13 protein-coding genes and 1 tRNA gene are annotated in these 15284 nt (G+C 71.1%); 6 read left to right on the top strand and 8 right to left on the bottom strand.

Features of this window, described 5'->3' with window-relative positions:
- The first annotated feature begins 65 nt into the window (after nucleotides 1-65).
- Nucleotides 66-833: a Pr6Pr family membrane protein gene (locus ACZ5GT_RS14130; protein WP_469021091.1), complete on the top strand. Its 768-nt coding sequence runs from the start codon at nucleotides 66-68 to the stop codon at nucleotides 831-833.
- Between the two features lie 56 nt (nucleotides 834-889).
- Nucleotides 890-963: transfer RNA gene (locus tag ACZ5GT_RS14125), tRNA-Pro, on the top strand.
- A gap of 70 nt (nucleotides 964-1033) precedes the next feature.
- Here the strand turns inward: ACZ5GT_RS14125 and ACZ5GT_RS14120 are convergent.
- Entirely contained in the window at nucleotides 1034-1192 is a 159-nt protein-coding gene (locus ACZ5GT_RS14120) for a hypothetical protein (protein ID WP_469021085.1), read from the bottom strand.
- Nucleotides 1193-1453: 261 nt separating this feature from the next.
- Nucleotides 1454-2329, bottom strand: a complete 876-nt coding sequence (locus ACZ5GT_RS14115) for a hypothetical protein (protein ID WP_469021079.1) — start codon at nucleotides 2327-2329, stop codon at nucleotides 1454-1456.
- Nucleotides 2330-2885: 556 nt separating this feature from the next.
- Here ACZ5GT_RS14115 and ACZ5GT_RS14110 point away from each other — a divergent pair.
- From ACZ5GT_RS14110 to ACZ5GT_RS14100, 3 genes are all read left to right on the top strand, one after another.
- Nucleotides 2886-3575 carry a hypothetical protein gene (locus tag ACZ5GT_RS14110; RefSeq protein WP_469021071.1) on the top strand — a complete coding sequence of 230 codons (690 nt, stop codon included), beginning with the start codon at nucleotides 2886-2888 and terminating at the stop codon, nucleotides 3573-3575.
- A gap of 116 nt (nucleotides 3576-3691) precedes the next feature.
- Entirely contained in the window at nucleotides 3692-4336 is a 645-nt protein-coding gene (locus ACZ5GT_RS14105; RefSeq protein ID WP_469021067.1) for a DUF5819 family protein, read from the top strand.
- A 1-nt stretch (nucleotide 4337) separates the two neighbouring features.
- The gene (locus ACZ5GT_RS14100; protein ID WP_469021064.1) at nucleotides 4338-5678 is read left to right on the top strand and encodes an HTTM domain-containing protein; all 1341 of its coding nucleotides are present in this window, start codon (nucleotides 4338-4340) and stop codon (nucleotides 5676-5678) included.
- Nucleotides 5679-5731: 53 nt separating this feature from the next.
- On the opposite strand, the gene ACZ5GT_RS14095 is transcribed toward ACZ5GT_RS14100, so the two are convergent.
- Nucleotides 5732-7441, bottom strand: a complete 1710-nt coding sequence (locus tag ACZ5GT_RS14095; protein ID WP_469021057.1) for an MFS transporter — start codon at nucleotides 7439-7441, stop codon at nucleotides 5732-5734.
- 328 nt (nucleotides 7442-7769) lie between these two features.
- Here ACZ5GT_RS14095 and ACZ5GT_RS14090 point away from each other — a divergent pair, with 328 nt between their 5' ends.
- The gene (locus ACZ5GT_RS14090; RefSeq protein ID WP_469021051.1) at nucleotides 7770-8825 is read left to right on the top strand and encodes an ATP-grasp domain-containing protein; all 1056 of its coding nucleotides are present in this window, start codon (nucleotides 7770-7772) and stop codon (nucleotides 8823-8825) included.
- 4 nt (nucleotides 8826-8829) lie between these two features.
- Here ACZ5GT_RS14090 and ACZ5GT_RS14085 read toward each other — a convergent pair whose 3' ends face one another.
- The 5 genes from ACZ5GT_RS14085 to ACZ5GT_RS14065 form a co-directional block, all read right to left on the bottom strand.
- Nucleotides 8830-9450 (bottom strand): Pycsar system effector family protein, encoded by a 621-nt coding sequence (locus ACZ5GT_RS14085; RefSeq protein WP_469021047.1) that lies wholly within the window; start codon nucleotides 9448-9450, stop codon nucleotides 8830-8832.
- A gap of 127 nt (nucleotides 9451-9577) precedes the next feature.
- A complete protein-coding gene (locus tag ACZ5GT_RS14080; RefSeq protein WP_469021045.1) occupies nucleotides 9578-11080 on the bottom strand; it encodes a DUF4407 domain-containing protein in 1503 nt (500 codons plus the stop codon).
- Entirely contained in the window at nucleotides 11073-12164 is a 1092-nt protein-coding gene (locus ACZ5GT_RS14075) for a hypothetical protein (RefSeq protein ID WP_469021041.1), read from the bottom strand. The genes ACZ5GT_RS14080 and ACZ5GT_RS14075 overlap by 8 nt, the downstream gene beginning before the upstream one ends.
- Complete coding sequence (locus ACZ5GT_RS14070; protein ID WP_469021038.1) at nucleotides 12161-14464, bottom strand: hypothetical protein; 2304 nt, start codon at nucleotides 14462-14464, stop codon at nucleotides 12161-12163. The genes ACZ5GT_RS14075 and ACZ5GT_RS14070 overlap by 4 nt, the downstream gene beginning before the upstream one ends.
- Nucleotides 14457-15263 carry a hypothetical protein gene (locus tag ACZ5GT_RS14065; protein ID WP_469021035.1) on the bottom strand — a complete coding sequence of 269 codons (807 nt, stop codon included), beginning with the start codon at nucleotides 15261-15263 and terminating at the stop codon, nucleotides 14457-14459. Before ACZ5GT_RS14065 ends, ACZ5GT_RS14070 begins: the two co-directional genes overlap by 8 nt.
- Nucleotides 15264-15284 lie beyond the last annotated feature (21 nt).

Genomic DNA, 15284 nt, shown 5'->3' with positions numbered 1-15284 from the left:
CAGGGACGTAACCCGGACACCCCGCCCGAATAGCCCCATAGGCCACCATTGCCTAACTTGAGGGCATGACCGCCCCGATCCCCAAGGACATACCGGACCTGCCCGCGATCCCCGGCATGCCCGCGCCGCAGTCCTCCCTCGTCCCCGCGACAGCGGTGGTGACCCCCGTACGCCGCCCCCTGGTCGCCACGTACCGCCTGCTGATCGCCCTGGCGGCGGCAGCGGCGGTGGTGATCGACCTGTGGCTCGGCAGCCCGGCACGGCTCCTGAGCCACTTCACGATCCAGAGCGAGATCCTGCTGGCCGCCGTCTTCACGCTCGAGGCCCGCCGGGCGTGGACGGCCCGCCACCCCCTCCCCTCTTCCTGGACGGGCGCGACGCTGCTCTACGTCACGATCGCGGGCTCGGTGTACCACCTGCTGCTGACGGACGCGTCGAGCCCGTTCTCGATGACGGGCACGACCCCGCTGACCGGCTGGCAGTGGACCGCGAACCAGATCCTGCACACGGCGATCCCGGTCGCGGTGCTGCTGGACTGGCTGCTCCTGACACCCCCCGGCCGCCTGCACCTGCGCCAGACCGCCACGTGGATGCTCTACCCCCTGGCCTACCTGGCCTTCTCCCTCGCCCGGGGCGAACTCCTCCCGGCCGGCACGTCGGCCCGCTACCTCTACCCCTTCCTCGACGTCGACGCCCACGGCTACCGCGACGTCCTCGCCGACGCCCTCCTGTTCGGCCTCGCCTTCTGCGCCCTCGCCGCCCTCTTCGTGGCCGTCGACCACACCCGCCCGGACCTGACCCGCCGCCGCGGCAAAACCGGATTTCGTCTATAGCCGCCGGTGGGCTAAAGTTAACGACGTCGCCGCGACGAGCAGGACTGCGGCGACACCGGGGTGTAGCGCAGCTTGGCAGCGCGCTTCGTTCGGGACGAAGAGGTCGTGGGTTCAAATCCCGCCACCCCGACGCTGGTCAGAGGCCAGGTACTGATTCCAGTACCTGGCCCCTGTCGTGCTCGGGGGCCGAACGACGTTGATCAGGCCACTGCGTCGCCCTCTTCCTGGTCTGCCGCGTCCTCCCCTTCCTGATCTTCAGCAAAGATGTCGTCCATTGCTTCGGCACCCTTCGTGATCACAGGCCGGAGCTGCTTGCGGTAGACCCCCTCTGTGGTGGCCTGGCTGCTGCGACCGGCCAAGAGAGCGATGGTCTCAGCGGGATGCCGTGGCCGGAGAGCAGGGGCACGAAGCTGGATCCCGACGACGCGCTGTCTCGGCTCGACCAGTTCCAGAGTGAGGCCGGAACCCGCGGAGTCACCCACACGACCGTCCGCCACATCGCCGAGGCCCTGACATCAGCGGCTGGACCGGCGAAACGCGCCGCTGCCCGGGCTCTTTGAATGCGGCGCCTGCAAGACGGTGCCGCGCCAGAAGCTGGGAGGCGCTGGCGCGGCATTACTTCAACCGGTACAGCCGGGTACCGTGTTCGCGCAGTTCGTCGGCACGTTGCCGCGGACGCGGCTGCTGATGAGGTTGACTGTGCCGGCTGTCCTGAGAATGCCGCCGGCGCCTACTCCGTCCGTGGCAGCGTTGCTGTTGACGTTGGTGCGGATCAGGTTGAGGGTGCCGCCGATATTGGCGATCCCGCCGCCATCGCCCGCCATGTTGTCGTTGATGTTGCTGTCCCGGACCGTCAGTTGACCTTGGTTGGCGATTCCGCCGCCCAGGTTTCCGGCGCTGTTCCCGATGACTCGACTGTTGGTGATGTTCCCGACCCCGTCGGCGATGAAGCCGCCACCACTCAGTGCCGCCCTGTTGCCCGTGATGGTGGTGCGATCGACGGTGACCGTCGTTCCCGAAAGACCACCGATCCCACCGGAGAAGTTGGCGCTGTTGTTGACGATGGCGCTTCGGGTCACGGTGAGGGAGCCCGAGCCGATCACACCGATGCCGCCGCCGAAGTTCTGACTCTCCCCGGCCGCATTTCCGTTGGAGATGGTCGCGTTGTTCAGAGTGAGCTGCCCCGAGACCGTGAAAATTCGGAAGGCAGTTGCCCCGGCGTCGCGGGTGATGGTGTCGCCATTCGCGTTGATCGTGATGTTCCCGGTCACGTCCGGCAGCCGCATGGTGAGGTGGTACACGCAGCCCGGGGCCAGGGAGAGCGTGGCGGACCCTGCGGTGTTGGCGTCTTCGATGGCTTCGACCAGGGCGCCCTCGTTGCAGGCGACGAACGTCTGTGCTTGTGCGGTCGCCTGGAAGGCAGGCGCCCCGATGACCACGATGACGCCCATGCCGGCGACCTGGGCGATACGCCTGATCGACGTGCGTACAGACATGATTTCCCTTCAGCTCATAGGAATGGGTTCCCACGTCCTGAGACATGGTTCTGAGAAAATACGCACCGGCGGAGGAGACGGGCCCATATACACATGCAGTATTAATTGCGCTTCACCTAATTGGCCCAGCATTGGTGTTGCGAAGTGCGGCACAGGATGTCCGCTCGGCCGCGACCCAGGCGTTTCCCTGATGGCTCACTTCAGCAACAGGCTGCTCGGTATCCCGGCGGTCGCGATGCCGGACTCATCGCCTTGCCACTGCCCGGCGATCACGCTGTAGCACCCGTCGGTGGCCTCGCCGGAACCGAGACGGCCGATGATCCGGTACGGGCCGACGCGGGAAGGATCACCGGGTCGGGCAGCGCCGGTACAGACATACGCCTGACTGATCGTCCCGTCATTCCCGGTCGTCCACCGCAGTCGGCTATTGCGGCCTCTGGGTGTTCGTTTTGCGCCATCCGACGGAAGCCGACATCTCGCCCGTCACCCCTTGTACACGCGGTCGGTTGAGCGCGTGACGCGGGCCCCTGTCCCGCCAATCGAGGAAGGACGATTCATGCGTTACATGCGCGGTCTACTCGTCGCGTTCTCCGTGGGCGCCATGACGCTGGGAACGGTCGGCGCCTCTCAGGCGACCAGTGGTACGGCTGCCCCTGTCTCGGCATCCAGGCACGGGGGTGACGGGCACGACAAGGGCGACGGACACGACAAGGGCGGCAATGTCGTGGTCGACAAGTCGAAGCACCATCTTGTCAACAGCTGCGAGGGCGACTCGTTCGGCTACTGCACCGAGAACGTGAACTTCGCGCCACACCTGGTCGGTCCGGTCGCGCTCATCGGAACCACCGGTCTCATCGGCGGTACCACGGGCACGACCACCGGTACAACCACCGGCACGACCACGGGCACGACCACCGGCACAACCACGGGCACAACCACCGGAACCACCACCGGAACCACCACCCCGCCCGGTGACGCCGAGTGGTGCTCGCCCGGCTTCTGGAGGAACCACCCGGAGGACTGGCCGGTTCCGACGACGACTCTGTGGAGCCAAGCCCTGGGAGGCGCCCCCACCCGCACGCCGGCCGGCATCGCCGCCAACGCCCCGACGGACCCCACGCTCCTCTACGTCCTCGAGCACCCGCAGTACTACGGCGGTGACGACACGAACCAGATCGCCGACTACCTGAGCATCCAGGCGGGCCTCAACTTCACGGGCGCCCGGGTGGACAACTGCCCGCTCTAGTCCACGTGGTCACCAGGCCGGCCGGCATGCACCGCGCATCGCCGTCCTCGACCATCACCTGATCCGACGGACCGTGCGGCCAGCCGACCGCACGGTCCTTCCAGTTAAGGAGCACGATGGGAGCAACGACGCCGCCCGACGCGTGGTCCGGCAAAGCCAGAGCCGCGCTCGCGGTGACCGGCCTCGCCCTGACCGGGGCCCTGCTCGTCCACCTGGCGCTCGTCTTCCTAAGCATCGCCCCGGCCAACGCCGCGAACGCCAGGTACCGAGAAGCCATCGACGCCTATGTGCAACCCGAGTTCGGGCAGGACTGGAAGCTGTTCGCCCCGAACCCGATGCAGGGCAACCAGGCTGTCGGAGTCCGGATGAGAACACGGGCCGAAGACGGGCGTTACCACGTCAGCGACTGGGTGAACCTCACGGCACAGGACATCGAGACGGTGCGGGGCAACCCGGCGCCCAGCCATCTGAACCAGAACATGCTGCGCCGCGCCTGGGACGCGTACTCGGCCAGCCACAGCCTCAAGAACGACATCCCCAGGGGCACCCGCGGCCGGCTCACCGCCGACTACCTCAAGCGTGCCGTCCTCCAGCGCACCGGCCGCACCTGGAACGGACAACGGATCGTCTCCATCCAGGTCGCGGGACGCTTCAGCCCGGTGCCGCTTCCCGACTGGAGCCCGGAAGCACCCTCCGACACCACCGACTACCGACTGCTGCGCTGGTGGCCGGTGACCGACCAGGACTACAGGGGGTTGTGACATGACCACCACCACGGAGCGAACGGCACCGGACCGCTTCACCCGGATTCTGCGCACGGCCGGCACCGTCCGGGCCCCCTACCAAGCCGCCGTCTTCCGGATCGGCCTCTCCGCCGTCGTGTTCGCCTTCCTCCTGCGCGAGTGGCCGCACCGCCACGAGCTCTACGGCAACCGCAGCCCGCTCTCCTTCGACCTCGCGCAGACCCTGGCCGGCGAGGAGCACACGTTCTCGGTCCTGCTCTGGAGCGACGGAACCCTGTGGTTCGAGAGCGTCTACCTCCTCACCATCGGCGCGGCCCTCGCCGTCCTTCTCGGCTGGCACACCAGGGGCATGTCGGTGGTGCTCATGACCGGCGTCCTGTCGGTGATCAACCGCAACACGCTGGTGGGCGACGGTGGCGACAACGTCGTCCGGATCATGGTCGTCTACCTCGTCTTCACCCGCTGCGCCCAGGTCTGGTCCCTCGACGCCCGGCGCAGGGCCCGCAGCGAACGGCATGCGGGCCCGGCTCCGGTCGGTGCACCGGTCCCTCTTTCGGGGCCGGCCCTGTGGACCGCTGCCGTGGCGCCCCTGGCCGCGCTCTCCGCTCTGCCGACCGCCGGCTGGCTGCCCGTGTTCTGGGTTCTGTGGGCCGCGCACGGCATCTGGTACGTGGTCGAGTGCTGGTTCCCCCGCCACGAGGTGCGGGCCGTTCTCGACGCCGCCGCGTCCATGCTGCACAACTGCGCCATGCTGGTGATCGCCGCGCAGGTATGCCTGATCTACGCGACCGCCGGGTGGTACAAGATCCAGGGAAGCCGGTGGCAGGACGGCAGCGCCCTCTACTACGCCCTGCACCTGGACTACTTCAGCCCGTGGCCGGCGCTCTCGGGCTTTGTGGCGGGTCAGACCCTGCTCGTACTGGCTCTCACCTACGGCACCGTGATGGTGCAGGTGGCCTTCCCCTTCACGCTCGCCCACCGCAAGATCAAGAACGCGCTGCTGGTTCTGATGATCACGGAGCACCTGAGCATCGCGGTCATCCTCGGCATCCCCTTCCTGTCGCTGGCCATGGTCGTCTGCGACATGGTGTTCCTCCCGACGCCGTTCCTGACCGCGCTGGGCGCCCGCAGTGCACGTCTCGCGGCGTGGGCCGGCGCGCGTGCATCCCGGACGCCGCGCGCCGGAAAGGGTGCGCTCGCCACCGGCGGCGGAGCCGATGAGGCGTTCGGGACCTCGGCTGTCACGTCCCTCCCCCATCAGGGCGATCCGGCTGTCCCCTCGAAGTGCTCGTTGCCCGATCCCAGGCAGGTCGGTGCGGAAAGGCGCCCGGGTGCTCAGGAGGAGACGACAGCGCCATGACCGTAGGAAGGGCGCTCGCGCCGGGGCATCGCGCCGTGTCCGTCCATGCCGGGTCAGTCGGCCGGGCGGGCGGGGTGGAGGCCGTGGGTCTTCGTGCGGGGCAGGCGTAGGGCCAGCAGGAGGCCGACGAGGGACAGGGCGGCCATGCCGAGGGAGGCGGCGGCCAGGGCCTGGCCTCTGGCTCGGGTGTTGATGCGGACGAGTTCGTCGGCATCGGGGCCCGTGATGCCCCGGGACCCGGCCTTCGCGCGTACCGCGGCGTCGGTCGCGGCGGTGATCTGGACCTGGTGCTCGATGGTCTGCTGGACGTACTGCTTCTGGCCGGGGGACAGGACCGCGCTGGCGTTCGTCCCCGCGTTGAAGGCGAACAGCAGCGAGGTGGTCATCAGCGCACCTGCGAGCGCGACTCCGAAGGAGCTGCCGAGGTAGCCGGCGGTGCGGCTGAGTCCCGTCACGTCGCTCACCTGCTCCGGCGGGGACGCCGACTGGACGAGGTCGGTCGCCGTCGTGGCCAGGCCACGGCCGATGCCGATCAGGAGGAGACCCGGGGCCAGCGCCAGGCCGATGGCCGACACGTCCTGCCGGTGCGGGTCGAACATGAAGGCGACGGCAATGCAGCCGGCGGCCATGGAGAGGAACGCCCAGATCTGGGCCGTGCGGTGGGTCATCCGGCCGTTCGCGATGAATCCGGTGGCCATCGAGGCCGCCGCCGTCAGACCCACCGGCACCACGATCAGCGTGACCCCGCTGCCCAGCGCGTCGAACCCCGCCGTCGTCTGCAGGAAGACCGGCACCAGGAAGAGCATGCCGGTGGGCACCAGGATCTGCATGACCAGGGTCAGGGTTCCGGCCCGGATCGTGCGGTTGCGCAGCACCGACAGCCGTACCAGCGGGTCCCTGCCGTGCTTGATCAGGTGCCGCTCCCATACGGCGAACACGACCAGGACCACCAGCCCGGCGCCGGCGAGCACGGGTACGGGTGACACCTGGCCGCGGTGGAGCAGGGTGACGCCGAAGACCTCGAAGTCCTGCCGGTCCTTGATCAGCCCGTACCGCCCCGTCAGCAGGGTCGCGACGACGAGAAGCCCGAAGCCGGCGGCGGACAGCACCGCTCCCGTCACGTCGAAGCGCCGGCCGGGGCGTGCCGGGAAACGCTCGGGGCTCACCTTGCGCCGCATGACCAGCAGCACTCCCAGCGTGATGACCGCCTCCAGGAGGAACGACAGCCGCCAGTCGAGGTAAGTGGTGATCAGGCCGCCCAGCACGGGGCCGACCCCTGACGCGATGCCCGCGGTGATGCCGAGGGCCGACAGGACCTTCGTCCGGGTGGCTCCGGTGAAGGCCTCGGTCAGCATCGACACCAGCGCCGGGAGCATCAGCGCCACGCCGACTCCCTGCAGCAGGGACCAGCCGACCAGCATGAACCGCAGCCTCGGGCCGAGGGCGGTGATCAGTGCGCCCAGGGCGAAGATCTGGCCGCCGACGAGGAAGGCCCGCGCGTACCCGTGGCGCGCGCCGAGCTTGCTGCCGGTGATCAGGCACGCGGCGACCACCAGCGCATACAGGGACATCGCCGACTGGACGCCGGTCAGCGAGGTGTGCAGGTCCCTGACCATCACCGACAGCGCCACGTTCATGGCGGTCGAGGTGTAGTTGATCAGGAAGTTCTCGACGGAGAGCAGGACGAACAGCGTCCGGAGGGTTCCTGGTTCTCCGGCGCCGGCCTCTCGCCCGGTCCGCCTCGCTCTGTTTCGCCGGTTCACAGCTGGGTGGTGCCCTTCTGTCGTCCGAGCTTCCACGGGCTTCCACGGGCCGGCCGGCGCCCGGCGCCGTCGCGCCCGTTCGCTCCGGTCCAGAGTGCACGGCGCGTGCCGCTCGTTCCTGCGGGACGCGCCCGCGTCGGCGCGCGGCGCTCGGGGCTCGGGGCCGCACCGGGCGGCCGGACGCGGGACATCGCCGCCGGGCCGACGGGCCGCCCGGCCGAGGTGCGGGTCTCGGCGGCGTGTGCTGTGGTGAGAGGGTCCGTGGTCGCGATCGGACACGCCCGTCGGCCCGAGACGCACCACAGCCGCTTCCCGAAGGGCTTCGCCCGTGCTGAGAGTGGGAACCTTCCTGACTCCCGTCGACCACGGCGGGCCGGGGGCGGTGCCCGCGCACCCGGAGATCGGCAGGATCCCGGCCGACGACCACGCGCTGCTGATGGAGCTGCTGGCGGACCTCACGGACGTCGAGTTCCACCACGACCTGGACATCCGCCGGTCCTGGATCCGCAACGGCAGGGTCCACTGCGGCGACGTCTGCCTCAACGACCTCGACCTCTACCTCTGGCACGCCTGGCTGTCCCGGGACCCCGGCTGCTACGCCATGGAGGCGCTGCGCACCCTCAGCCTCGACATCCCGGTGGTCCCCGACCCGGCGCGCTACTCGACCGGCCTCGACAAGTTCCGGGCGCACCTGCGGCTGTCCCGGGCCGGCCTCCCGGTGCCCGACACGGTTCTGCTCGACCGGCGCGACACGGCCGCCGCCGCCCCCGTCGTCGCGGAGTGGGGCCGTGCCCTGCTGAAGCCCAGGCGCGGCTCCTTCGGGCACGGGGTCCTGCTGATCGAGGACTTCGCCACCCTGCGCGACCTGGCGGACTACCTGGACAGCACCCTCGCGGCGACCACGGAGAGCGCCTTCCTCCTGGAGCGCTTCTACCCGAACGACCCCGCGGACTGGACCGGCACCACCTTCGTCAACGGCACGCTGATGTACGGCTACCGCAAGCGCGAGCACCGCTTCGCCCGGCTGTCCGCGGACGCGGTGAAGGTGTACGACCCCGGGGAGGCCGGCGGCGATGTCGACGGCTGCGAGGTTCCCCCGGCGCACGCCCGGCTCGCGCAGCGTGCCCAGCGGGCTCTGGGCCTGCCGCTGGTCGGCTTCGACCTGATCGTGTGCGACGGGCGGCCCGTCATCGTGGACGAGAACACCTTCCCCGGTCTCTACCCAGAACTGTTCGCCGCCGCCGGGCGCTCGCTCGGCCGTGAACTGTTCGGTCTCGTCCGCGACGTCGTCGAGGAGTCGTCGGGGCGGGCGCAGGGCGGCATTCCGGCTGACGCGCGGACGCCCGCCCGGGACCGGACGAGGGTGCGGATGGACGCCGGATGAAGCGTCAGAACGACACCCCGGTCACGATGCCCAGCAGCGTGAGGGTGAAGAAGGCCGTGCCCCAGACCAGTGCGTGGCGTATGCAGCGGTACTTGGTCCAGGCGGTCCGGGACAGGGTCTCCAGTTGGCTCAGGTCCCGCGACACGGGGTCGGTACGGCGGACCGTCCGTTCGAGCTGCGCGGCCGACATCGCCAGCCTCGCGTCGCCGAAGTAGTGGGTGCGGGACGCGCGGGGGTCTCCGAGCCGCGGGGTCACCGCCAGGCCGAGCAGGACGAGCGCCGGGGCGCAGGCCGCGCAGCCGGCCCAGAGGAGGAGCTGCGGGACGACGGCGTACTGGCGCGGGGCGATGACGCCGCTGCCGATCGCGCCGAGCAGGGCGGTCAGGGCGGCGCCCAGGGAGGCCAGCAGCAGGCCGGCCTTGTTGTCGGCCTTGACGAGTTCCTCGCGCGCCTCGGACAGCAGGACCCTGGCGAGTGCCGCGCCCCCGTCGGGCGCGCCCCCGCCGACCGCGGTGCGGGCGTCCGGACCCGGTGTCGGGGCCGGGGCCCGCGCCGGGGCCAGGTCCGGAGCCGGGGCTGGGGCCGGGGCTGGGGCCGTTCCGGTGTCGCCTTGCGGTGTGGTCATGCCTTCCCCGTCCTTTCCGTCGATGGCAGGCGGCCGCCCCCGCGTACGTGCGGGGCGGCCGCCGTGCTCACTGCTGTTCCTGGTGCGTGCTCCTCGTGGTACGTGCCGTTCCTGGTGCGGCGGGGCCTCAGACCGTCGACGAGCGGCGGATCTCGTCCTCCAGCGCGTTCACCGCCTGCCGGACCCGGATGTTCATCTCCGCCGTGTGCTCGCGGAACGCCGCCTCCGACTCGGCGCGGTGACGCCGGACCTTCTGCTCGATGGCGTCCTGGGCGATCTCGAGGTCCGCCATGACCCGGCGTTCGGCGAGCCGGAGCTCCTCGCTGTGGATCTTGACGGCACTGTTGCTCTCGCTGGTGAGCATCCGGTCGTACGCCGTCTCGCCGCTCAGGTACTTCACCAGCACCGGCAGTGCGTCGAGGAGGACGAACAGCAGGCGGACGAGCCAGATGCCCATGAAGAGAACCGGGTTCCCGCTCGCCAGCTCGTCAAGCGCCCGGATTCTCTCCAGGACGCCGATCTCCTTCTGCTTGGCGCGTTCCTGGTCCAGCCGCTGCTGGATGCCGTCGGCCCGGGCCTTGAGGAACGCGCCCCGGGACGAGGTCAGTCGGGACTCGATCTTCGAGATGCGGCTGTTCATGCCGGCCAGCCGCTGCTCGTTCTCGCTGGTGCGGTGGGTGGTCCGGTAGTCCCGTGCCTTGTCCCGCAGGCGCTCGCATTCGGACGTCCGTTGGAGGAGGCCGGTGGCGGCGATCCGGATCAGCCGGCGGCACTCGTCCCGCACCTCGGAGTCGATGGCCTCCAGCCTGGTGGTGTCCTTGTCCACCCGCTTCTGCAGGGACGCGGCGTCCGAGCGCAAGGACGCCAGTTCCTCGGCCCGTTCGCCGGGCGTCGCGCCGAAGGAGAGGACGTACCCCTTGTCGCAGCCCTCCGGCGTCACGACCGTCATGGTGGACGGCACGGGGTTGCAGCGGACCAGGTTGGTGCGCAACTCGTCGATGACGCCGGTGCGTTCGTCGGCGATGCGCTCCTCGACGGCGGTCTGGAAGATGCGCAGCACGAGCGGCTCGGCGATCACCGCGCCGAGCATCAGGGCGATCAGCAGGCGCATGAGGAGCGGCCCGAGCCGTCGTCGCGCGTTCGGCTGCGGAGTGACCAGCCAGCGGTCGAGGTTGAGCACGAACAGCATCCAGATGACCGTCGGGACGACGGCCGCGAAGGAGACTCTGCCGATCGCCTCGGTCGCGAAGTTCCACATGGAGAACGCCGCGATGACGGAGGTGCCGAGCACCACCCCGCCGAGTGCCGTGTACTTGCTCCGCTCGTACCTGATCCTGCCGAGCAGTTCCTCGTCCACGCCGGTCAGGGCGCGCAGCCGTCGTGCGGCGTCGAGGTCGAACCCGGCGGACGGGCGACGGCCGGTGGTCCGGCGGCGGACGGTGGCCCGGGGAGGGGCGGTACGGGCGGCGGCCATGCCGGGCACAGCCCCGCCGATCGCGGCCCCGCCGTCCGTGGTCCGGCCGATCGCGGCCCCGCCGTCCGTGGTCCGGCCGTCCATGGTGTCGAAGGCCATGCCGGAAGGCGTGTCCGAGGCCGGGGCCGTGACCGGGTTCGTCAGGAAGTCAGTCAACGAGATCGTCCTCGTCCATGACGAAGCCACCCCGCGGGTCCCGGGAGCCGCCCCGGCCCGTCGCCGTACGGTCGGGGCGGGGCCGCCCCGACTCGACCATGCGCCCGTCGGCGCCGTCGCCGACGCCGGGCAGGCCGCGCCCGGCCTGCCCGGCCTGGCCGCCCGTCTCCCGCAGTACCTGTTCCAGGACCTGGTGATAGTCGACGTAATCGCTGCCGTTCATCTGCCGCAGCAGCGTCAGCACCATGTCGCGGCGCATCTGCGCCTCCGCCGTCTCCCGCGCGTGCGCGTGCGCGCGTTCCTCCGTCTCGGCCGTGTGGCGGCGGGACGACTCCTCGTCGGCGATCCGGTGGATGCGGGCCGCCGCCTCGGTGACCTCGATCTCGTCCCGGGCGATACCGAAGGCGTCCACGTGGTCGGGCCCCTGGGCGAGCAGTTCCGCGATCCGCCGCGCGTCCTGGGTCTCGAAGTCGCGCTTGCCGCGCCGCAGTTCCCAGTCGCGCCGGGCGTCGCGGAGCTTCTGCTCCCAGTCCCGCAGGTCGTCGTCCGAGGCGTGCACCTCGGCGCTGACGAACTCGACGCTCGTCCCGGCGACCCGCGGCGGCACGATCGCGCTGTAGGCGGTCATCCGGTGGGTGACCTCGGTCCGCACCGCGTTGACCTCCTCCACGCGGTGCCCGGCGCTCACCCTGGGCAGGTCGCTGTCGCCCATCAGGTAGGCGCGCAGCGGAACGGTGACGTCGATGATGCCCTGCCGGGCTATGACGGTCGGGTCGGTCACCTGGCAGGTGAAGGACGCCCGCATCGTGAAGGTGTCCGCCTCGCTCACCGAGGGGAGTTGTCGTTCCACCTCGACCAGGCGCGCCCGGGTGTCGACGAGGCTGACCGACGACGCCTCCAGCACGTCGGGGTGGGACGGGTCGAACACCATCCCCTCGGGGAAGGTGCGGTAGTTCCCGCCGACCCGGAAGACGTAGACCGCGCCGGGCGGCAGCGGCGGCACGTCCTCGCGGCGGCGGCGCCGAGACCACCAGGTGCCCTGGACGGTGGCCAGGACGTGCTCGGCGATGACCGGGTAGTTCACTTGCTTCGGCCTCCTCGGGCGGAAGGAAGGGGAGTGGTGGACATGAGGGATCCGGCGGAGTGCCGGGAGTCCGCGGGCGGCCGGCCGCGCAGTGATCCGAGGAGCACCTGCGCGAGCCGGCGGGCGCCGGGGATCGCGTAGTCGGGGTGGCGCAGGGCGACGGACAGGTGGTGGCACAGGGCCGCCCACTGGCGTCCGTTCATGGCGTTGCGCATGGCTTCGCCGAGTTCGCCCACCGCACCGGTGACGGACGGGTCGTCGCGCAGTTCGACGAGCGTGCGGCACAGCGCGCTGACCGCCCGGCTCCGGTTGCCGCTGTGCAGGACGTCCGCCCACATAGCCCCGAGATGGCGGGCGCTGTCCGGGACGCCGCGCAGCAGTTCGGCGGTGACCGGCTCGGGGGCCTCCAGCCGCGTGGCTTCCAGGAGTTGGACGGCGATCCGCAGCGCGATCGAGCGGTCGCGGGAGCCCGGTGCCGTCCTCGCGATCACCGTCCGGACGTACCGGAGGGTGAACAGGGCGCGTTCCGGGTCCTGTTCGGCGGTCTGCAGCAGCAGGACCAGGGAGCGGCGGGACGCGAACGCGATCCGCTCGCCGCGCTGTGCCAGGAACCACAGACAGTTGAGTGCCTGGCGGCGGTAGAGCGCGCCCAGGCGGCCGGTCAGTGCCATGGCCGCCGTGACGGCCCGTCCGGGGCCGTTGTTGTCCTCCCAGCCGAGGACGATGCTCAGCGCCTGCGGGGCGAGATGCTCGGCGTCGCACATGAACTGGAGTGTCAGCGCGGCGGTCACCCGCTGGCTGCTGAAGCCGTCGGACCACACCTTGAGCAGGTTCTCGTCCACGTCGGCGAGCGCGTACCGCGCCAGCAGGGCGACTCCCCGGGCCACCTCGGTGCGGGTGTCCAGGTCGCCCAGCAGGGCCAGTTCGCCGAGCCACTTGCGCAGCGGGTACCAGAGCGCGTAGCCGTACAGGTCGTACAGCTCGGCGATGACGAGTTCGCGGACACGCGGGGAGGTGAAGACCAGGCGCCGCTCGCTGCGGGCGCCGTCCCGGCCGGGGCCGGGCCGGTGTTCGGTGGTGACGATGCCCACCGCGCGGTCCCGCCAGCGGGCCCGGGACTGGTCGGCCACCGCGCCGGTCAGCAGGTCCTCGGGCGAACCGTCGGGCTCCGCGACCGGCGTCTCGCCGCTCTGCCGCCAGTTGCGCACATGGGCGGCGAGCGCGGCGCACTGCTTCTCGAACGTCCGCTCCGGGATGCCCTCCAGGAAGGCCAGGGCGGCGAGCGGAAGCAGGTCGTCCGCCGGCGGCTGTCCGCCGAACCACTCCCGGACCCGGTTCTGGTCCCCGTCCCGCAGCATGTCCAGCGCCGCCTCCGCGCCCTCGCGCGACAGGGCCACGGCCGCGGCGACGACGTCCGCCGGACGCCGCTGCTCGCCGACCCACCGCAGCAGTTCCCGCTCGGTGTCCGGTTCGACGGCGGTGGGCGGCAGCTGCCGCGCGCAGCGCTCGAACAGGGCCACCGGGTCCGGCGTCCGCCACGGCACGCAGTGGTCCCGCAGCGCCAGCCGCCGGCGGGTGGCGTCGCCCGCCGTGATCACCAGGTACGAGCCCCGGCGGCGCAGTTCCTCGCTCAGCCGCCCGATCGCGTACGCCTGTACGGCCTCGACGTGCAGCTCGCCGACGTAGTCGAGGATGACGTAGCCCTGTCCGCGCTTGAGGTTCGGCGAGGCGGCCAGCTCGGCGAGGGCGTTGGCCGGCGACAGGCTGCGCAGCTCGGCCCGGCCGCCCAGGACCTTCCTGAGCAGGGCGAGGGCGCCCGCGCCCCGGCCGCTGCCCTCCTGCGCGGTCAGCACCACGAGGGCGTTCCGGCGCAGTTTGCCGAACGCCTCGTCGAAGCAGGGCTCCGGCGGGAGGTAGAACCGCAGGGCCCGGTCCGCCTCGGCCGGCTCGATGACGCCCGGGGCGAGCCCGGGCGACGAGGCGGCGCCGAACCCGAAGGCCGCCCCGGAGGCGTCGACGGCGCCGTAGAAGTTGTTGTTGACGAGCTGGTGGAAGCGGCGCAGGTCGTCGTAGCCGCGGTCGTCCTCCGCCTGCTCGTCCGGCTGCTCGTCCGGCTGCCGGCGGCGGTCGCGAGCCGCGTCCGCGCCATGGGCCTCCTCGTCGGCCTCCGGGGTGGCGTCCGCGTCGACGGCGTCGTCCGGTGCGGGCTGCTCGATGTCGTCGCCGGAGGCCGGTACCGGCTGCACGGGCTCCACGGGCGGTACGGCCGGCCCGGCATCCGGGTCCCAGGGCTCAGCCACCGCCGCCTCCGAAGCCGAAGACGGCGCCCCGGGCGTCCACATCGCCGGCGACGTTGGTGACGTTGATGTTGTCGGCCCGGTATTCGTTGCTGATCCCCGCGGCGCCCGCGGCGGCCGGCCCCGACCGGTCCGCCGCGGGCTCCCCCGCTGCCGGGGCCGCGGGCTTCCCCCTCTCCGCGGCCCCGGGCTCGTGTGAGGCGGTGGTGCGCGCGCCGGGCACCGGCCCGGGCACGTGCAGCCACGCCTCCGCCTGGTACTCCTTCACCTGGACGGTGACGTGGGTGAAGTCCTCGGTGCGCAGGCTGGTGTGACCGCCCTTCACCACCGAGCGGAAGACGTCGTCGGACAGCAGCAGCACCAGGTCGGCGCCGGGGTGCGCGGCCAGGGCGTCGTAGAGCGCGGGGGCGTTCAGCAGGCGGGCGGTCGCCACCACGGCCGATCCGGCGAAGCCGTTGTCGGCGAGCTCCACGAGCCCCTGGTGGATGACGACCCGCAGCCGCATCCGGGCCTCGGGGACCCGCTGGGCGTTGTACTCGCGCAGTTCGGCGGCGAGATGGCGGACGTAGTCGTCGACCAGTCGCGGTTCCGCGCCGTCCAGCGGGCGGACGGCGAGCTGTTCGTCGCCCTTGCGCTGGATCTGCCACTGCGCGCGGTCCAGGCCGGCGCTCCTGGCGGCGCTGTCCAGGAGCCGCGGCAGGTCGTGCTGGATCTCGGACTGCCTACGGTCGTTGTTGCCGCCGTAGGCCTGCGCGTCCACGGCTATGCAGGTACAGGGCCGGAACCCGGTCCACTCAGCCACCCGATCATTCCTCTCTGGGCA

It is taken from the genome of Streptomyces sp. NPDC031340 (genome assembly GCF_055569945.1).
The sequence above is the reverse complement of the archived record's forward strand: the minus strand, read 5'-3'. Positions and strand labels throughout refer to the sequence as shown.